Raw genomic sequence first — 19,253 nt, 5'->3', positions numbered from 1 at the left:
GGTTGTCATCCGTGCCCAACACCGCCACGAGCCGCCCCCGCGCCCTCGCCGACCGCCTCCACGGGCACGTCCGGGCCGGGTACTGGACCAGACTGGTCCCGCTGCTCGCGGTCCTGGCCACCGCCACCCACCTGCCCTCCTTCCTCCGCCCCGTGTGGAGCCCCGACGAGGGCTACCTCGCCACCCAGGCCCGGATGCTCGCCGACGGCGGCGTCCTCTACGACACCGTCGTCGACCGCAAGCCCCCGCTGCTGCCCTGGCTGTACGAAGCCTGCTTCGCGCTCTTCGGCTCCGTCTCGCTCTGGCCGCTGCGCCTGCTGGCGATCGGCGCCCACCTCGCCACCGCCGTCCTGCTCGCCTCCACCGCCCGCGGCCGCTGGGGCGACCGGGCCGGCCGCTACGCCGGGCTCCTCTACCTGCTGGTCTCCATCGGGCTCTCCCCGGAGGACACCCAGGCCGCCACCTTCGAAGTCTTCATGCTGCCCGCCATGGTGCTCGCCTTCCGCTACGCGGAGCGCCGCCGCTGGCTGGCCGCCGGCATCGCCGTCGCGCTCTGCTCGCTCACCAAGCAGACCGGCGGCGCCGTCATGCTCCCCGTGCTCTGGATGCTGCTCCAGGACACCCGCCGCCGCGGCGTCCCCTGGCCGCCCGCCCTCGCCAAGATCGGCTTCGGCTTCGCCCTGCCGATAGCGCTGGTCGCCGCCATCCTCACCAAGCCCAAGGGCTTCCTGTTCTGGGTCGTCACCGGCTCCGGCGACTACGCCGTGCTCGGCTCCAACTGGCCCCAGATGATCGGCCGCGCCCTGGGCAACTCCGCGATCCTGCTGAGCGCCGGACTCGCCTTCCTGCTGCCCTACGCCCACCGCCTGTGGCTGCGCCGCCGGCGCCGCCCGGTCCCCGCCCGCGGCCCCGAGCGCGGCTCCACCGCCGACCTCTGGGTCTGGCTGCTCTCCTCCGCCGTCGCGGTCTCGGTCGGCTTCCACTTCTTCGGCCACTACTACCTCCAGCTGATGCCCCCGCTGGTCCTGCTCGGCGTCGGCGCGGTCGCCACCTCCGCCGTCCCCTGGCGCCCCGTGGTCGCCTACTGCACCCTGGCCAGCACCGTCTTCTGGGGCCTCGCCGTCTTCTGGCCCGGCCAGCGCCTCACCCAGACCACCGAGGTCGCCACCGCCGTCGCCGCCCAGACCACCCCCAAGGACACCGTCCTGGTCTGGGGCATGCACCCCGAGCTCTACTGGCTCGCCGACCGCCGCCCCGCCAGCCGCTACCTCACCGCCGGCTTCCTCACCAACTTCAGCGGCGGCAAGGGCGGCGAGAAGGTCGGCGAGGAGTACTCCGTCTCCGACGCCTGGCAGACCTTCGACCACGAGATCTCCGCCAACGGCCTCCCCGAGGTCTTCGTCGACGACTCCGGCACCGCCCCCTACCAGCCCGACAAGGTCCCCCGGATCGCCAGCCTGCTCGACACCTACTACGAGGTCGTCGGCGTCACCGGCGACACGGTGATCTACCGCCTCAAGAAGAGGTAGGCCGGTGGGCTACTACCTCGAAGCGGTCGTCGCCGCCGAACCCCTGCTGCGCGCCGCCGCCGCCGACCTGCCCGACGCCCGCGTCGTCCCGCTCCGCCAGGGCCTGGCGCTGATCCCGATGACGGACGCGCTGCACGACGCGCTGACCGACCCGCTCGCCGAGCGCCTGCGCCCGTTCCAGCGGCTTCCCCGGGGCTTCCAGCGCACCCTGGCCGCCTGGTCCGCGGACGGGCCGGTGGCCTACGTCGAGGCCGACATCTGGGGCGGCACCGGCGACCAGTACGCCCTGGCCTGGACCGGCGGCGCCCTGACCCTCGGTCCGCTCACCGACCGGACCCCCGACGGCCCGTCCGCGATCTCCCGGGCCCTGCGGCACCTCGGCGCGGACGGCGCGGGCCACCGGGACGAGTTCGACGCGGTCGGCCTCGGCCGCCACCGCCGCACCGAGTCCTGGCCCACCGGGGACGACTGACACCCCGCCGCGCACCGGCACGAGCACGCCCGCACCCCTCGTCGCGCGAAAGAGCGGCAGCACGGAAACGCCGCCGGGCGGCACCCCGTCCCGAAGGAGGGGTGCCGCCCGGCGGCGTGGTGTCGGGGCGGCGTCAGGCGGGGACCGAAGCCAGGCCCGGGGCCAGGAACTTCTTGCCGTTGACGCGCTCGGAGACGCCCTCGCGGTCGAGGTACGGGGTGATGCCGCCGAGGTGGAACGGCCAGCCGGCGCCGGTGATCATGCAGAGGTCGATGTCCTGGGCCTCGCCGACCACGCCCTCGTCCAGCATCAGGCCGATCTCCTGGGCGACGGCCTCCAGCGCGCGGGCGCGCACCTGCTCCTCGGTGAGGACGGTGTCGCCGAAGGAGAGCAGCGCCAGCACCTCGGGGTCGAGGACCTGCGCGCCGTCCTGCCAGACGTAGAAGCCGCGCTTGCCGGCCTCGACCACCTTGCCGAGGTTCGCGGAGACGGAGAACCGGTCCGGGAACGCGCCGTGCAGGGTCTCGGAGACGTGCAGGGCGATCGCGGGGCCGACCAGTTCGAGCAGGGCGATCGGGGACATCGGCAGGCCGAGCGGCTTCACCGCGGCCTCGACGGTCTCGAACGGGGTGCCCTCGTCGATGATGCTCTGGATCTCGCCCATGAAGCGGGTCAGGATGCGGTTGACCACGAACGCCGGGGCGTCCTTGGTGAGCACCGCGGTCTTCTTCAGCTTCCTGGCGACGCCGAACGCGGTGGCCAGCGAGGCGTCGTCGGTCCGCTCGGCCCGGACGATCTCCAGCAGCGGGAGGATCGCGACCGGGTTGAAGAAGTGGAAGCCGACCACGCGCTCCGGGTGCTGGAGCTTGGAGGCCATCTCGGTGACCGAGAGCGAGGAGGTGTTGGTGGCCAGCACGGTGGTCGGCGAGACCACCGCCTCCAGCTCCGCGAACACCTGCTGCTTGACGCCCATCTCCTCGAACACGGCCTCGATCACGAAGTCCGCGTCGCCGAACGCGACGGCCTTGTCGAGGTGGCCGGAGACCAGGCCCTTGAGCTTGTTGGCCTTGTCCTTGCCGATCCGGCCCTTCTCCAGCAGCTTGTCGACCTCGGCGTGGACGTAGCCCACGCCCTTGTCGATCCGCGCCTGGTCGATGTCGGTGAGCACCACCGGCACCTCCAGCCGGCGCGCGAACAGCAGCGCCAGCTGGGAGGCCATCAGGCCGGCGCCGACCACGCCGACCTTGGTGACCGGGCGGGCCAGCGACTTGTCCGGCGCGCCGAACGGCCGCTTGGCGCGGCGCTGCACCAGGTTGAAGGCGTACAGCCCGGCGCGCAGCTCGCCACTCATGATCAGGTCGGCGAGCGCGGCGTCCTCCGCGTCGAAACCGGCCTGCAGGTCGCCGTCCTTGACCTGCTGGATGATGTCCAGCGCCCTGTACGCGGCCGGGGCGGCCCCGTGCACCTTGGCGTCGGCGACCCAGCGGCCCCACAGCACGGCGTCGTCCCACGCCTTGCCGCGGTCGAACTCCTCGCGCTCGACGACCACGTCGCCCTTGAGCACCCGGGCGGTCCACAGCAGCGACTGCTCCAGGAAGTCGGCCGGCTCGAAGATCGCGTCCGCGATGCCGAGCTCGAACACCTCCTTGCCCTTGAGCTGCTTGTTCTGCGCCATCGAGTTCTCGACGATGACCTTGACCGCCTTGGCGGGGCCGATCAGGTTCGGCAGCAGGGTGCAGCCGCCCCAGCCGGGCACCAGGCCGAGGAAGACCTCGGGCAGCGAGAACGCCGGGACGCCCGCGCTGACGGTGCGGTAGCCGCAGTGCAGGCCGACCTCGACGCCGCCGCCCATCGCCGCGCCGTTGTAGTACGCGAAGGACGGGACGGGCAGCGCGGCGATCCGCTTGAAGACGTCGTGGCCGCCCTTGCCGATGGCCAGCGCGTCGGAGTGCTCGGTGAGGATCTCGACGCCCTTGAGGTCGGCGCCGACCGCGAAGATGAACGGCTTGCCGGTGATCGCGACCGCGACCACCCCGCCCGCGGCGGCCTCCGCCTCGACCTGGTCCAGCGCCGCGGAGAGCTTGGCCAGCGAGCCCGGGCCGAAGGTGGTCGGCTTGGTGTGGTCGAAGCCGTTGTCCAGGGTGATCAGGGCCAGCCTGCCGGCCTGCAGCGGCAGGTCCAGGTGGCGCACGTGCGCGGTGGTGACGACCTCGCCGGGGAACAGCTCGGCGGCGCGCTGCAGCAGTTCAGTGGTGCTCATGGTCACTTACCACCCTCGAAGTGGGGGTTCTCCCAGATGACGGTGCCGCCCATGCCGAAGCCGATGCACATGGTGGTGAGGCCGTAGCGGACGTCCGGACGCTGCTCGAAGCGGCGGGCCAGCTGGGTCATCAGGCGCACGCCCGAGGAGGCCAGCGGGTGGCCGAACGCGATCGCGCCGCCGTACGGGTTGACCCGCTCGTCGTCGTCCGCGATGCCGTAGTGGTCCAGGAAGGCCAGCACCTGCACGGCGAACGCCTCGTTGACCTCGAACGCGCCGATGTCCTCGATGGTCAGGCCGGCCTTGGCCAGCGCCTTCTCGGTCGCCGGGACGGGGCCGATGCCCATCACCTCGGGCTCGACGCCCGCGAAGGCGTAGCTCACCAGGCGCATCTTGACCGGCAGGCCCAGCTCGCGGGCGACGTCCTCGGCGGCCAGCAGCGAGGCGGTGGCGCCGTCGTTCAGGCCGGCCGCGTTGCCCGCGGTGATGTTGCCGTGCGGGCGGAACGGGGTCTTCAGGCCGGCCAGCGACTCCATCGTGGTGCCCGGGCGCATCGGCTCGTCGGTCGTCGCCAGGCCCCAACCGGTCTCGCCGATCTCGGGGTTGGTGTTGCGGATCGCGATCGGCACCAGGTCCGGCTGGATGTCGCCGTTGGCGTACGCCTTCGCGGCCTTCTCCTGCGAGCGCACCGCGTACGCGTCGCAGCGCTCCTTGGTGAGGTGCGGGAAGCGGTCATGCAGGTTCTCCGCCGTCATGCCCATGAACAGGGCGGACTCGTCGACCAGCTTCTCCGAGACGAACCGCGGGTTCGGGTCCACGCCCTCGCCCATCGGGTGCCGCCCCATGTGCTCGACACCGCCCGCCACCACGACGTCGTAGGCGCCGAAGGCGATGCCGCCCGCGGTGGTGGTGACGGCCGTCATCGCGCCGGCGCACATCCGGTCGATCGCGTAGCCCGGCACGGACTTCGGCAGGCCGGAGAGGAGCGCGGCGGTGCGGCCGATGGTCAGGCCCTGGTCACCGATCTGGGTGGTCGCGGCGACGGCGACCTCGTCGATCCGCTCGACGGGCAGGCTCGGGTTGCGGCGCACCAGTTCACGGATGCACTTGACGACCAGGTCGTCGGCGCGGGTCTCGTGGTAGATGCCCTTCGGGCCGGCCTTGCCGAACGGGGTGCGGACGCCGTCGACGAAGACGACGTCCCTCGCGGTACGAGGCACGGGGGCTCTCCTCCCAGGGGGACATGACGATGAGCGCGCCCAGGATCGGCGCTGCTGCGCCCACCAATCTACCCACGAGTAACAACGCCGGGCAAGGACCGTGAGGGCGGTCACGCCGCCCCGCCCCTCCCCGCCGCCGGTCCCCCCGCCCCGACCGGGGTCCGGGGACCGGCCTCAGCCCTCCGCCGCGGTCCGGAACGCCTCCGCCAGGGCCGGGGCGACCAGCTCGGTCTGCCAGGCGCGGGCGCCCAGGGCGCGCAGCGCGTCGGCGACCGCGTCGGCGTCCGGGCGGGCCGGCGGCTCCCAGGAGACCCGGCGGACCAGGTCGGGGGTGATCAGGTTCTCCGCGGGCAGGTGGTGCCGCTCGGCCAGGGCGGCGACGGCGGCCCGGGCGCCGCTGAGCCGGGCCGCGGCGACCGGGTCCTTCTCGGCCCAGGCGCGCGGCGGCGGCGGCCCGTCGTGCGGGGCGGTCGCGGGCGGCAGTGCGGACTCCGGGATCGCGCGGGCCCGCTCGATCGCGGCCAGCCACTGCTCCAGCTGGCGGCGGTTGATCCGCGGCCCGAAGCCCTGGACGGCGATCAGCGCGGGCGCGTTGGCCGGCATGGCCAGCGCGGCGTTCACGATCGCGGCGTCGGCCAGCACCCGGCCGGGGGAGACGTCCCGCTCGCGGGCGATCCGGTCCCGGGTGAGCCACATCTCGCGGACGGCGGCCAGCTGCCGGCGGCGGCGGACCTTGTGCAGCTGGGAGGTGCGGCGCCACGGGTCGACCCGGGGGGCCGGCGGGGGCGCGGCGGCCAGCGCGGCGAACTCCTGGTGGGCCCAGTCGAGTTTGCCCTGCTGCTCCAGCTCGGCCTCCAGCGCGTCCCGCAGGTCGACCAGCACCTCGACGTCCAGCGCCGCGTAGCGCAGCCAGGGTTCGGGCAGCGGGCGGGTGGACCAGTCGACCGCCGAGTGCTCCTTGGCCAGCGAGAGGCCCAGCACGTTCTCGGTCATCGGGCCCAGGCCGACCCGGGGGAACCCGGCGAGGCGGCCGGCCAGCTCGGTGTCGAACAGCAGGCCCGGGTGCATGCCCACCTCGAACAGGCAGGGCAGGTCCTGGGTGGCCGCGTGCACGACCCACTCGGTGTCGGCGAGCGCGGCGTTCAGGCCGGTCAGGTCGGGGCAGGCGATCGGGTCGATCAGCGCGGTGCCCGCGCCCGCGCGGCGCAGCTGGATCAGGTAGGCGCGCTGGCCGTAGCGGTAGCCGGAGGCGCGCTCGGCGTCGACGGCCACCGGGCCGGTGCCGCGGCGGAAGCCCTCGACGACGGCGGCCAGGGCCGCTTCGTCCGCCACCACCGGTGGGAGTCCGTCCCTGGGCTCGAGGAGCGGTACCGGGGCGGTCTCTTCGGGGATGGAGGCTACGGCGTCGGTCACCCCCCAAGGGTACGTCGTGTGTCGCCGCCGGGAGTGTTGTCTGACTGGTCGGACCATGTTCTGACATATGCCGCTCGGGGACGGCGGACCGCCGCCGGGCCGCCCGGCCCCGGTGCGCCGGGGTGCCCGCCGGGTGTCCGCCGGATGTCCGCGGCGCGGCGCGGAGGCCGCTGACGGGCTGTCACGCCGGGGTGCGCGGGGGAGCGGCGGGGGGAAGGAGCGGGGGAACGGCGGGGAGGCGGCAGGCAGACGGCAGGGCGAACGGCGGCGGCCCGGAGGAAACGTTCCTCCGGGCCGCCACCAGGGACGATGTGGGTCAGTGGATGATGCCGGTGCGCAGAGCCACGGCCACCATGCCGGCCCGGTCGCCGGTGCCCAGCTTGCGGGCGATGCGCGCCAGGTGGCTCTTCACCGTCAGTGCGGACAGGCCCATCGCCACGCCGATCGCCTTGTTCGACTGGCCCTCGGCGACCAGCCGCAGCACCTCCACCTCGCGGCCGGACAGCTCGCGGTACGCGGACGGCTGGGCGCCGGGCGCACCCGGGGCGCCGGGAGCGGCACCGGGCTGGCCGGGGGCGCCGTGCTGGCCGGGCGCACCGGGGTGGTGGTGGCCGGGGAGGCCGGGGCGGCGCATCCGGCCGGCCAGACCGGCGCCGATCGGCAGGCCGGGACGGCCGGGCATCGGCATGTTGGTCCGGGTGCCGGTCACCACGTAGCCCTTGACTCCGCCGGCCAGTGCCGAGCGGACCGCGCCGATGTCGTCGGCGGCGGACAGCGCCAGGCCGTTGGGCCAGCCCGCGGCGCGGGTCTCGGCGAGGACGGTCAGGCCGGAGCCGTCCGGCAGGTGCACGTCGGCGATGCAGATGTCGCGCGGGGTGGAGACCCGGGGCCGGGCCTCGGCGATCGAGGACACCTCGATGACGTCGCGGACACCGAGTGCCCATAGGTGCCGGGTCACCGTGTTACGGACCCGGGGATCTGCGATGACCACCATGGCGGTGGGCTTGGTCGGGCGGTAGGCGACCACGCTTGCGGGGTGCTCGAGAAGGACCGACACCTGAGGCCTCCGGGGGGAGTGGCGGACGAACCCCGAGGGGGCGGTCGGAGCGTTCCGCGTCTGGAAAGGGTCACTGACACCTTCGGCATCAACCGTGCCCGGCTTTAGCGGGTGATCACGATCTGGTGAGTAACAATACGGACAAATCGCGCAGGTGACCGGTACGACATGCTTGGAAATCGCACACATTCGATCGGGAACAGCGACGCGACGATCGCAAACGTGCAGGTAATTGACCCGGAGTGAATGCGAAGTCACACTCCGTCAGCCCTGCGGGTGGCACCGCGCCCGGGACGCGGGCTTGTCCCCCTGAGGTGTCTGCCGGGACGTCTGCCGGGGTGCCGGCCCGGGTGTCTTCCGGCGTACCTGCCGAGGCGTCCGCGCGACGCCGCCGGGGCGCCGCGCGGGGAACCCGGACGCCTGACGGCCGGTCAGTGCGAGTTGCGCGGCCGGCGGCGGGCCGGCATCGGCACCACGCCGCCGAGCCCGCCCGGCCCGTCGGCCGCCAGCGGCGCGGGCGCGGACGGCGGCAGCCCCGCGCAGACGCACAGCAGGTCCGCCCAGGCGGCCAGGTGCCGCTCGAAGCGGCGGTCGGCCGGCGTCCAGGACGCCCGCAGCTCGATCTCGGTGGACGCGCCGCGCTCGGCCAGCGCGCCGAAGTACTGGGAGTGGCACCTGGTCACCGTGCCGGACGGCTCGGCGTACCCGGCGGCCTGCGCCTGCAGCGCGTCCAGCAGCCAGCTCCAGCCGACCTCGGACAGCAGCGGGTCGCCCGCCATCTCCGGCTCCAGGTCGGCCCGGGTCATGGTCACCACCCGGAAGTCGCCGTTCCACGCCTCCGGCGCGGCCGGGTCGTGCAGCAGCACCAGGGTGCCGTCCGCCAGCTCCTCGCCGTCCACCTCCACCGAGGCGGAGAGCGCGAAGGCGTGCGGGGCCAGCCGGCGGGGGGCGGGCTGCGGGGACAGCCGCACCTCGGGGCGCAGCCGCGCCCCGGTCAGCGCCTCGACCGCGTCGCGGAACTCGATCGGCGCCGACTCCCTGCCCGTTCCTCCACCCTGCGCGGATTGCCCGCCGACCGCTGCCATGACCGGAAGCCTAGGCGGCGCGGACCCGCAAGCCGAGCACTTTCGTGCCTCCGGCGTGCCGAAAACCCGGAAACCGGGCGGGCCGTGCGCACCGCCCCGGCGGCCACCGCCCGAGGTGTCCGTTTTGCCGGCCCGGGCGGTCCGCCCGGGCCGGGGCCCACCGGCCGCGTGCGAGGATGTGACCCGTGAGTGAGACCTCCGCAGCCCAGTCCGGTCAGCGGCCCCGCGGCGCCGCGTACGACTCCGTCTTCCTGCGCGCCGCCCGCAACGAGCCGGTGCCGCACACCCCCGTCTGGTTCATGCGGCAGGCCGGCCGCTCGCTGCCCGAGTACCTGAAGGTCCGCGAGGGCGTCCCGATGCTCGACGCCTGCATGCGGCCCGACCTGGTCAAGGAGATCACCCTCCAGCCGGTGCGCCGGCACAAGGTGGACGCGGCCATCTTCTTCTCCGACATCGTCGTCCCGCTCAAGGCGGTCGGCATCGACGTCGAGATCAAGGGCGGCGTCGGCCCGGTCATCGCCGACCCGATCCGCACCGCGGCCGACCTCCGGCGGCTGCGCCCGCTCGAACCGGACGACATGCCCTACATCACCGAGGCGGTCGGCCTGCTGGTCGCCGAACTCGGCGCCACCCCGCTGATCGGCTTCGCCGGCGCCCCCTTCACGCTGGCCAGCTACCTGGTCGAGGGCGGGCCCTCGAAGTCGTACGAGAACACCAAGGCGATGATGTACGGCGCCCCCGAGGTGTGGGCCGAACTGGTCGACCGGCTGGCCCAGATCACCTCCGCCTTCCTGAAGATCCAGATCGAGGCCGGGGCCTCGGCGGTCCAGCTCTTCGACTCCTGGGCCGGCGCGCTCGCCCCCGACGAGTACCGCCGCTCGGTGCTGCCCGCCAGCACCAAGGTCTTCGACGCGGTCGCGCCCTACGGCGTCCCGCGGATCCACTTCGGCGTCAACACCGGCGAACTCCTCGGCCTGATGGGCCAGGCCGGCGCGGACATCGTCGGCGTCGACTGGCGCGTCCCGCTCGACGAGGCCGCCGACCGGGTCGGCCCCGGCAAGGGACTGCAGGGCAACCTCGACCCCGCCGTCCTCTACGCCCCCACCCACGTGGTCGAGACCAAGGCCCGCGAGGTCCTGCACGCCGCCCAGGCCCTCGGCGGCAGCCACCACATCTTCAACCTCGGCCACGGCGTCATGCCCACCATGGACCCGGACGCCCTCACCCGGCTGGTCGCCTTCGTCCACGAGGCCAGCGCCCGCTGACGCCCCCGGCCGGCTCCCCGCCGCCCGGGCGGCCAGGACGGCCGGGATGCGGCGGCCGGGCGTCCTCGGCCGGGGACGGGTCGGGCTTGAGCAGGACGCCGCCGACGGGCCGGGAGGCCGCCGCCGCGGAGACCGCCGGGCGGCGGCGGACCTCCGCGTTCGGGCAGCCCCGGGCCGTCCCGCCCTCGCCACCGCGAGGGCGCCCCGGCCCCGCTCGCCCTTCCCGACCTCCGGGGCGGTCCGGTGCTCCTCGGCTACTCCTCGCCGTCCGGGGCGTGCGTCGGGCGCGGCGGGGCGGGCGGCACCGGGCCGTGCGGGGTGTGCGGGGCGGGCCGGACCGGGCCTCGGGAGGTGTGGGGGGTGCGGGGGCGCTTGCGGAGCTGCCTGCGCAGCAGCCAGGCGAACGGGGCCAGGACCAGCAGGAAGGGGGCCAGCGCCGCCAGCACCATGAGCAGGCCGCGGAGCAGGGCCACCAGGGCGTGCCAGCCGTTGGCGAGGGCGTGGCCGACGGAGGCCCAGAAGCCGGTCGGCTTCTTCTCCGGTTCGACCCGCCCGGCCTGGCGGGCCGTCACCAGGTCCAGGGTCACGGTGGAGAGCGAGGTCCGGGCGGCGAGCTGCTGCTGCTGGTGCTGGAGCGATTCGAGGTCGGACTCGCGGCGGGTCAGCTCGCTCTCCAGCGACACCACCTCGGCCAGGCTCTTCGCGTCCGCCATCAGCGCCCGCACCCGGTCCACGCTGGCCTGCATCGACTTGACCCGGCTGTCGGTGTCGGCGATCTGCGCGGTGAGGTCCTCGGCCTGGCTGCTGAGGCCGAGCCGGGTGCCGAGCCCGCCGAGCCCGTCCAGGGTGGCCTGGTAGGCCGCGGACGGGACCTTGAGCGTCAGCGTGGACTGCGTGCTGTCGCCCGTCCCGCCGCGCAGGTCCTCCCCGGCGACGTACCCGCCGGCCCGGGTGACCAGGTCGACGGCCTTGGCGCCGGCGTCGCCGACGTCCTCCACCCGGAGCGTCAGCTTCGCCTGGTAGGCGATCTGACGCTCCGTCGCCGCTGCCGCCGCGGTCCCGGCCGCGCCCCCGGCGCCGGCCCCGGCGGAGGCGTCGCCCTTGCCGGGGGTGGCCGCCGCCGCGCCCGGCGCCCGGGCGCCCCCCTTCGCGTCGGCGACGGCCGCCGAGCTCGACGCGTGGTCGTCGCTCGCGCTGCACCCGGCCAGCAGCAGCACCGCGGCCAGCGCCCCGGCCGCGCCCGCTCTGCGCATCCGCAGGTCCATTCGGTTCCCTCCCCGTGTTCCGGGGCGGGCCGTCCGCCCGCCCCCACGAGACTGTGACGCGGCGGCCCCGGGAGCGGACCCGCACCGGCGGTACCGGAACGATCACGCTGTGGACTCACCCCGGTCTCGGGGCGCTCCGGGGCCGGTCCCGGCGATCCGGATAAGGGCTGGGAGACTGGTCGGCATGGCGAAACCTCACGTCGTGGTGATCGGTGGCGGGATCGCGGGCCTGGCCGCGGCGGCGTTCCTCGGGGACGCGGCGGTGCGGGTGACCGTGCTGGAGGCGTCCGGGCGCTTCGGCGGGAAACTGCGCGGCGGCGAGGTCGGCGGCGTCCGGGTCGACCTCGGCGCCGAGTCGGTGCTCGCCCGCCGCCCCGAGGCCGTCGAGCTGGCCCGCCGGGTCGGCCTCGGCGACCGGCTGGAGCCGCCCACCACCGCCAAGGCCGCGATCTGGACCAGGGAGGGCCTGCGCCCGTTGCCCGGCGGCCAACTCATGGGCGTCCCCGGCGACCTGGACGCGCTGGAGGCGTCCGGCGTGCTCACCCCCCAGGGCCTGGAGCGGGCCCGCCGGGAGCGGCCCGCCGCGCTCGGCGAGGACGCCCCGATCGGCCGCTACATCGCCGACCGGCTCGGCCGCGAGGTGGTCGACCGGCTGGTCGAGCCGCTGCTCGGCGGCGTGTACGCCGGGCACGCCGACGAGATCTCGATCCGCGCCGCCGTCCCGCAGCTGCTGCAACTCGCCCACCAGCCGGGGTCGTTGACCGCCGCGATCCGCGAACTCGGCAGCCGCGCCACCGCCACCGGACCGGTCTTCCAGGGCCTGGACGGCGGGCTCGGCACCCTCCCCGAGGCGGTCGCCGCCCACGACCGGGCCCACGGCGCCGACCTGCGCACCGACCACCCCGTCGAGGCCCTGCGCCGCACCCCCGACGGCTGGCGGATCACCGCCGGCGGACGCGAACTCGCCGCCGACGCCGTGGTGCTGGCCGTCCCCGCCCCGCAGGCCGCCGCGCTGCTCGCCGCCGACGCCCCCGGCGCCGCCGCCGAACTCCGGCAGGTCGAGTACGCCTCGATGGCCCTGGTCACCCTGGCCTTCCGCCGCGCCGACCTGGCCGACAGCCCGCTCACCGGCAGCGGCTTCCTCGTCCCGCCGGTCGACCGGCGCAGCATCAAGGCGTCCACCTTCTCCAGCAACAAGTGGGGCTGGCTGGCCCGCTCCGCCCCCGACGCCTTCCTGCTGCGCACCTCGCTCGGCCGCCACCGCGAGGACGCCGCCCTGGACCTGGACGACGCCGAACTCGTCGCCCGCTCGCTCGCCGACCTGCGCACCGCCGTCGGCCTGCGCGCCACCCCCTACGACCACGCCGTCACCCGCTGGCGGGCCGGGCTCCCGCAGTACCCGGTCGGCCACCTCGACCGGGTCGCCCGGATCCGCGCCCGCCTCGACGCCCTGGGCGCGGTCGCGGTCTGCGGCGCCGCGTACGACGGCGTCGGCGTCCCCGCCGTCATCGCCGGCGCCCGGCGCGCCGCCGAGCACCTCACCCCCGGCACCGGCACCGCCCGCACGGAAGGGACAATGGGCCCATGACCGAAAGCACTGAGCAGCCCGTGAAGAAGAAGGCCCGCGACCTCAACCAGGTCATCCGCTACACCATGTGGTCGGTGTTCAAGCTCAAGGACGCCCTCCCCGAGGACCGCACCGGCCTCGCCGCGGAGGTCGACGCCCTCTTCGAGCAGCTCGCCGCCAAGGACGTCGTGGTCCGCGGCACCTACGACGTCTCCGCCCTGCGCGCCGACGCCGACCTCCTGGTCTGGTGGCACGCCGAGGACTCCGACGACCTCCAGGAGGCGTACAACCGCTTCCGCCGCACCGGGCTCGGCCGCCACCTGGAGCCGGTCTGGTCCAACATGGCGCTGCACCGCCCCGCCGAGTTCAACAAGTCCCACATCCCGGCGTTCCTCGCCGACGAGCGGCCCCGCGAGTACGTCTGCGTCTACCCCTTCGTCCGCTCCTACGAGTGGTACCTGCTCCCGGACGAGGAGCGCCGCGCGATGCTCGCCGAGCACGGCATGATGGCCCGCGGCTACCCCGACGTGCGCGCCAACACCGTCGCCTCCTTCGCCCTGGGCGACTACGAGTGGCTGCTGGCCTTCGAGGCCGACGAACTGCACCGCATCGTCGACCTGATGCGCGACCTGCGCCCCTCCCGGGCCCGCCTGCACGTCCGCGAGGAGGTCCCCTTCTTCACCGGCCGCCGCAAGCCGGTCGCCGACCTGCTGGCCGGCCTCTACTAGACGAGTAGTTCCGAAGTCGGTCAGTGGTCGTAGGCGATCAGGGAGCGGGTAACGGGTCGACCGGTGGTTCGGTTGTGCCAGATCGCACACGTCATCGCGAGCAGTCGTTGGCCGACCCGGGCGCCGAGGCCCTCGATGGTGCAGCCGCCGTGCTGCTCGAGGCCAAGTTGACCCTTGAGGGTGTCGTTGACGGACTCGATCAGCTGCCGGACCGACTTCAGCAGCCCCTCACCGGGGCGTGGGGTCCGGTTGCGGTAGGAGGGCCGCAGCAGCGTGATGCCGTGCTGATCGAGGAAACGGTCGAGTTCGGCGGAGACGTAACCCTTGTCGGCGAGGATCAGCAGACCTGGCCGCTCGCGGGCCAGTTCCGGTTCGGTCTCGACGAGGGCGGCCAGGACCTCGCGCTCGTCGACCTTGGGACTGGCCAGGGCCCAGGTGACGGGCAGCCCGGCCGGGGTGCAGACCAGGTGCAGCTTCAGGCCCCGGAACCAGCGCGAGTGCGAGCGGCTGTAGCCGTAGCCGGCCCACCCGGCCAGGGCCGAGCGTCGGACGGTGTCGTGGGAGCGACCGCACTCCACCGGTGTGGAGTCGGTGATCCACACCGGGTCGGACCACAGGTCGGTCGCCTGGGCCAGGTCTCGAATCGCCTGCTGGAGTAGGGGCCTGGCGGCGCGCAGACGCTTGTTGTAGCCGGGTCGTTCGGGCAGGTGGGGAAACATGCCACGCAGGTGGGCACGGGCGAAGCGGATCCAGCGCGCTTCGGAGTGGAAGCCCAGCAGCACTTGGGCCACAGCCAGGCACACCAGTTCCGAGTCCGTCAGCCGCGGCGGGCGGCCCAGCCAACGCGTTCGGGGTAGATGATCATCGATCTGCACGTAAAGTGCGGTCAGAAGGGTGTCCAGTTCTTCGGTCGTCACAACCCGAATGCTGGACACCCTTCCTGCATGTCCGAAGCAGAACCAGCAAAGCCAGCTGACTTCGGAACTACTCGTCTAGGCCCCGGCCGCCACCCCGCCGCGCGCGGCCGGGCCGGCCCCCGTCCCCCGGGGGTCAGGAGCCGAGGGCCGCGCGCAGCCGCGGGTCCCGGACGGCGGCGGGGCCGGAGATGGCGACGGCGGTGAGCAGGTCGTCGCCGGTGGCGACGGCGTGGTGGCAGGGGAGGGCCCGCAGCAGGGTCTGGCCGGCGGGGGCGGCCCACGCGGTGTAGGCGTGGACGTCGACCCGGGCCATCAGCAGGGTCCCGCCGGTCAGGACCAGCGGGAGCGCGTACCAGGCCACCGCGGTGCGGGCGGCGGTGCCGTCGGGCGCGGTGAGCAGGACGGTCAGCAGCAGCATCGAGGCCGCCCCGAGCAGCGCGCAGCGGACCTGCCGGATCGCCCGCAGGGCGCGGTCGCGGACCACCGCCGGCGTCGCCAGCCCCGCCAGCGCCAGCCGGTCGCCGATGTCGCGGACGGTGGGGTGGTCGGCCAGCGCCGCCTTCAACTGGGCGGTGCGGCACTGGCCTTCGGGTCCGATCGCGCCGATCAGGGCCCGTTCGAGGCGGCCCCGGCCCTGCGGGTCGACGACGGTGGTCCAGCCGGTGTGCGCGAGGTGCAGCCGGCCCAGCGCGGCCATCCGGACCAGGGCCAGGTCGACCACCCGGGCGGGGCCCCCGGCCAGGTACGCGGTCTCGTAGAGGCCGACCCCGGAGGGCCGGTGGGCGGGGTGCGGGGCCCGGCCGGTGAGGGCGTCCGCGACCGCGGCGACCCGCACCAGGCGCAGGCACGAGAGCACCGCGGCGGCACAGGACGGGATCAGCAGCAACACCCACATGCCCTTCGTTCTAGTCCTGTGCGGGCCGGAAGCGGAACGGGTACCCGCGCCGCGATACCGAACTGTGACTCGGCGGCGCCTCAGGAACTGCCGCACCCGCCCCCGCCGCAGCTGGACCCGCAGGAGCTGGACGACCCGCAGGAGTGCGAGGAACCGCCGCAGGAGTGCGAGGACGAACTCCCGCAGGAGTGGTGCGAACCGCCCGAATGACCGCCCGAATGACCGCCCGAATGGCCGGACGACCCGCAGGACGAGCCGCCGGACGTCCCGCACCACACCCCCGCACCGGCCCCGGCCGCGTACTCCGTGCCGCCGCCGCCCGTCCGGCCGCGCCGCGGGCCCCGGGCCGGTCGGGCGGGGGCGGCGGCGGTGCCGTCGAGCGCCTCGCGCAGCGCCCGGTGCGCGGAGCCGCTCAGCGCGGCGGCGCCGTCGAGGGCGAACGCGCCGACCAGCCGGGCGTGCTCCCGCTCCACCTCCCGGGGCCGCCAGGCGCTGCCGCCGCGCATCAGCTGCAACTGGCGCAGGCCGGCCGGGGTGATCCGGCTCCGCGGCGGGCGGGTGGCGACCAGGACGAGCACCGTGAACAGGACGAGCGGGACGTACGGGACGAACGCCGGGGCGGCGGACTCGTCGGGCCCGTCCAGCCACCGCACGGTGGAGACCGCGCCCAGCACCACCGCGACCAGCAGCGCCGGCAGCACCAGCCGGCGGGCCCGCCGGGCGGCCCGCAGCGCGGTCGGGTCGCGCAGCAGGCCGCGGGCGGCGAGCCCGTCGCCGATCCGCTGCACCTCGGGGCTGCCCATCACGGAGGTGCGCAGCACGGACAGGTCGCGCCCGGCCCGGCCGCCCACGGCGGTGACCAGCACCCGCTCGACCGGGTCGGACGTCCGGTCGGAGGTGACGGTGACCCGGTGGGCCCGGGAGACCACCACCCGGCCCTCGCGCTCCATCCGGACCAGCGCGGTGTCGACCACCCGGGCGGGCCCGCCGGCCAGGAAGGCGGCGTCCAGGAGCGGCAGGCCGCGCCCGGGCAGCCCCCGTACGTCGGTGACCCGGCGGCTGCGCCGGTTGAAGACGGCGGAGACGGTGACGGCGCACGCGACGAGGGCGAACGCCAGGAAGAACCGGAAGTCCAACATCCCCCGTGGTTCCTTTCTGTGCGGTGCGGAGCGGTCAGGGGTGCGCCTTGGCGGCGCGGTCGCGGCGCGGCAGCAGGCGGCTCCACCGGGAGGCGGCGGGGCGCAGCAGGCGGCGCAGCGCGGGCTGCCAGTCGGCGGCGGGGCCGCCGTCCAGGGCCCACTCGGCGAAGGCCCGGGCGTCGGCCCGGTAGCCGCCGGTGAGCGGGCGGGCGGCGGCGTAGCGGTCGAACAGCGGGGCGAAGTCCGGGCCGAGCAGGTCGGGCAGCTCCGGCATCAGGTGGCCGACGGTCTCCCGGCGCTTGGCGAGCAGGCCGGCGGCCTGGACCCGCAGCTGCTCCGGGTCGAAACCGGCCGGGGCCGGACCGCCGGCCGTCAGGGCGGCCAGCAGCTCCTCCTGGCGGTGCGCCAGTTCGACCCGGGCGAGGGCGAGTTCGGCGTCAGCGCGGTCGCGGATCAGGTATTCGTGGTGCTCAGACACGGGCGGCTTCCCTCCGGTGCAGGCGCTGGACGCGGCGGACGGCGTCGAGTTCGGCGGACAGTTCGGCGGGCGGCGGGTACGCGCCGTCCCGCTCCAGCAGCACCCCGGGCGGGTCGGCCCGCTCGCAGAGCGCGGCCAGCACCTCCAGCACGGGCGCGGTGACGGGGTGGGTGTGGGTGTCGTGCCAGACGCCGTCGCGCTCGACGCCGCCGGCCACGTGCACGTAGGCGAGGGCCTCCAGCGGCAGCCGGTCCAGTTCGGCGGCCGGGTCGACGCCCAGGTTGACCCGGTTGGTGTGCAGGTTGGCGACGTCCACCAGCAGGCGGACGCCGGTGCGCTCGACCAGTTCGGCGAGGAACTGGGCCTCCGTCAACTCGTCGCCCGGCCAGGCCAGGTGGGCGGCGATGTTCTCCAGCGCCAGCGGCACCGGCAGCTCCCGCTGGGCGATCCGCACGTTGGCGGCCACCACCCGCAGCGCCGCCCGGGTGCGCGGCACCGGCAGTAGGTGCCCGGCCTCCAGGCCGCCCGCCCGGACGAACGCCAGGTGCTCGCTGACCAGCGGCGACCCGAGCGCCTCGGCGACGCCCGCCAGCCGGGCCAGCCGGGCCGGGTCCGGCTCGGCGGCGTCCCCCAGGCCGAGCGAGACGCCGTGCGGGACGACCGTGACGCCGCGGGAGCGCAACTCGGCCAGCGAGGGCGGCAGGTGCTCGGCGCAGACGTTCTCCGCGACCACCTCGACCCAGTCGAGGCCGTCCAGCCGCTCCACCGCGGTGTCGATCTCCGGGCGCCAGCCGATGCCGGTGCCCAATCGTGGAATACCGGACGAAGACATATTCCACCCCCTTTTCCGGCGGGCCTTCCGAAAGGCCCGCCTCCCCGTTGCCGAGGATGTATCCGCCGGCCGCCGATGCCAAGCGGGACAACGGAAACTCAGAGCTGAACTTGAGGTTCGGGCGCACCGGCCGAACTTCCGCGCGGGTGGGGGGAAATTCGGCGGCGCACGGACGGACGACTGACTAACGTGACATGCCTATGACTTCCTCGCCGTACCGCATCCGCCCGTTCGCCTCCACCGACGCCGTCGGGGCCGCCGAAGCCTACCGGGCCGGCCGCCCGCACCTGGTCACCACTCCCGAAGTCACCGCCTGGCTGGCCGCCCTGCCGCACTACCACCTGCTGGTCGCCGAGCGGGGCGGCCGGGTCGCCGGCACCGCCCGGTTCGGCCCGGTGGCCGAGAGCACCACCCCCCACCAGGGCTTCCTCAACGTCAGCGTGCTCCCCGAGCACCGCGGCGCGGGCATCGGCACCGCGCTGCTCGCCGCCGCCGAACGGGAACTCGCCGCCCTCGGCACCCGGGACGCCCACGGCTGGGCCGACGACACCCCCGAGGCGCTCGGCTTCGCCGCCGCCCGCGGCTACCGGCGCGGCCGGGCCGGCCGCTTCTCCGGCCTCGACCTCACCGCCCCGCTGCCCCCGCTGCCGCCCACCCCGCCCGGCGTCGAACTGCGCACCGCCGCCGACTTCCTGGCCGACCCGTACCCGATCTACCTGGTCGACATCGACGGCACCCGCGCCGAGCCGGGCGACCTCGTCCTCGACGACCAGCCCTACGAGAGCTGGCTCGCCGAGATCTGGCAGCGCCCCGACCAGGAGCACGCCCTCACCGCGGTCGTCCTCGCCGACGGCGAGCCGGTCGCGTTCTCCGCCGCCCAGACCGACGGCCACCGCACCTACTGGTCCTCCTTCACCGCTACCCGCTCCACCCACCGCGGCCGCGGCCTGGCCAAGCTCGCCAAGGCGCACTCCCTGCACCGCGCCAAGGCCCGCGGCCTCACCGCCGCGTACACCCAGAACGACGCGGACAACGCCCCGATGCTCGCCATCAACGACTGGTTCGGCTACCGCGCCTGCGCGACGGAGTGGAAGCACACCAAGGCGCTCGGGCGGTGACCGCGGCGCCGGG

At 74.8% G+C, this 19,253-nt stretch carries 15 protein-coding genes and 1 pseudogene; 6 read left to right on the top strand and 10 right to left on the bottom strand.

The genetic code is table 11. The features are described from left to right. The first annotated feature begins 11 nt into the window (after positions 1-11). Together K353_RS08560 and K353_RS08555 are read left to right on the top strand one after the other, a co-directional pair. Positions 12-1,529, top strand: a complete 1,518-nt coding sequence (locus K353_RS08560) for a glycosyltransferase family 39 protein (protein ID WP_111552970.1) — start codon at positions 12-14, stop codon at positions 1,527-1,529. A gap of 4 nt (positions 1,530-1,533) precedes the next feature. Then, on the top strand, positions 1,534-2,001 hold the full coding sequence (locus K353_RS08555) for a hypothetical protein (RefSeq protein ID WP_111552969.1): 468 nt from the start codon (positions 1,534-1,536) through the stop codon (positions 1,999-2,001). Positions 2,002-2,134: 133 nt separating this feature from the next. Here K353_RS08555 and K353_RS08550 read toward each other — a convergent pair whose 3' ends face one another. From K353_RS08550 to K353_RS08530, 5 genes are all read right to left on the bottom strand, one after another. Further along, complete coding sequence (locus tag K353_RS08550; protein WP_111552968.1) at positions 2,135-4,261, bottom strand: 3-hydroxyacyl-CoA dehydrogenase NAD-binding domain-containing protein; 2,127 nt, start codon at positions 4,259-4,261, stop codon at positions 2,135-2,137. Between the two features lie 2 nt (positions 4,262-4,263). Beyond that, positions 4,264-5,481 (bottom strand): acetyl-CoA C-acyltransferase, encoded by a 1,218-nt coding sequence (locus tag K353_RS08545; protein ID WP_111552967.1) that lies wholly within the window; start codon positions 5,479-5,481, stop codon positions 4,264-4,266. Between the two features lie 174 nt (positions 5,482-5,655). Further along, complete coding sequence (locus K353_RS08540; protein WP_111552966.1) at positions 5,656-6,894, bottom strand: ribonuclease D; 1,239 nt, start codon at positions 6,892-6,894, stop codon at positions 5,656-5,658. A gap of 316 nt (positions 6,895-7,210) precedes the next feature. Continuing rightward, the gene (locus K353_RS08535) at positions 7,211-7,951 is read right to left on the bottom strand and encodes a response regulator transcription factor (RefSeq protein WP_111552965.1); all 741 of its coding nucleotides are present in this window, start codon (positions 7,949-7,951) and stop codon (positions 7,211-7,213) included. Positions 7,952-8,382: 431 nt separating this feature from the next. After that, positions 8,383-9,036: a DUF3000 domain-containing protein gene (locus K353_RS08530; protein WP_100840285.1), complete on the bottom strand. Its 654-nt coding sequence runs from the start codon at positions 9,034-9,036 to the stop codon at positions 8,383-8,385. Between the two features lie 185 nt (positions 9,037-9,221). Here K353_RS08530 and hemE point away from each other — a divergent pair, with 185 nt between their 5' ends. Then, complete coding sequence (hemE, locus tag K353_RS08525; protein WP_111552964.1) at positions 9,222-10,301, top strand: uroporphyrinogen decarboxylase; 1,080 nt, start codon at positions 9,222-9,224, stop codon at positions 10,299-10,301. Between the two features lie 254 nt (positions 10,302-10,555). Here hemE and K353_RS08520 read toward each other — a convergent pair whose 3' ends face one another. Then, complete coding sequence (locus K353_RS08520) at positions 10,556-11,566, bottom strand: DUF4349 domain-containing protein (protein ID WP_111552963.1); 1,011 nt, start codon at positions 11,564-11,566, stop codon at positions 10,556-10,558. 184 nt (positions 11,567-11,750) lie between these two features. Between K353_RS08520 and hemG the strand changes: the two genes are divergently transcribed. Next, positions 11,751-13,154 carry a protoporphyrinogen oxidase gene (gene hemG / locus K353_RS08515; RefSeq protein WP_111552962.1) on the top strand — a complete coding sequence of 468 codons (1,404 nt, stop codon included), beginning with the start codon at positions 11,751-11,753 and terminating at the stop codon, positions 13,152-13,154. Next, positions 13,151-13,861 (top strand): hydrogen peroxide-dependent heme synthase, encoded by a 711-nt coding sequence (gene hemQ, locus K353_RS08510; RefSeq protein WP_100840281.1) that lies wholly within the window; start codon positions 13,151-13,153, stop codon positions 13,859-13,861. The genes hemG and hemQ overlap by 4 nt, the downstream gene beginning before the upstream one ends. Before the next feature lie 20 nt (positions 13,862-13,881). Here hemQ and K353_RS08505 read toward each other — a convergent pair whose 3' ends face one another. The 4 genes and pseudogenes from K353_RS08505 to K353_RS08485 form a co-directional block, all read right to left on the bottom strand. Then, positions 13,882-14,778, bottom strand: a complete 897-nt coding sequence (locus tag K353_RS08505; protein ID WP_111552961.1) for an IS982 family transposase — start codon at positions 14,776-14,778, stop codon at positions 13,882-13,884. A gap of 133 nt (positions 14,779-14,911) precedes the next feature. After that, positions 14,912-15,673, bottom strand: a complete 762-nt coding sequence (locus K353_RS08500; RefSeq protein ID WP_111552960.1) for a TIGR04222 domain-containing membrane protein — start codon at positions 15,671-15,673, stop codon at positions 14,912-14,914. Positions 15,674-15,753: 80 nt separating this feature from the next. Then, on the bottom strand, positions 15,754-16,812 hold the full coding sequence (locus K353_RS08495; RefSeq protein ID WP_111552959.1) for a TIGR04222 domain-containing membrane protein: 1,059 nt from the start codon (positions 16,810-16,812) through the stop codon (positions 15,754-15,756). 34 nt (positions 16,813-16,846) lie between these two features. Then, positions 16,847-18,107, bottom strand: a pseudogene (locus K353_RS08485) (DUF692 domain-containing protein). A 215-nt stretch (positions 18,108-18,322) separates the two neighbouring features. Here K353_RS08485 and K353_RS08480 point away from each other — a divergent pair. Further along, the gene (locus tag K353_RS08480; RefSeq protein WP_111552956.1) at positions 18,323-19,240 is read left to right on the top strand and encodes a GNAT family N-acetyltransferase; all 918 of its coding nucleotides are present in this window, start codon (positions 18,323-18,325) and stop codon (positions 19,238-19,240) included. Positions 19,241-19,253 lie beyond the last annotated feature (13 nt).

This window comes from Kitasatospora sp. SolWspMP-SS2h (assembly GCF_003259315.1).
GTDB lineage: Bacteria > Actinomycetota > Actinomycetes > Streptomycetales > Streptomycetaceae > Kitasatospora > Kitasatospora fiedleri.
Note: the sequence above shows the minus strand (reverse complement) of the source record. Positions and strands in the feature narration are given on the sequence as shown.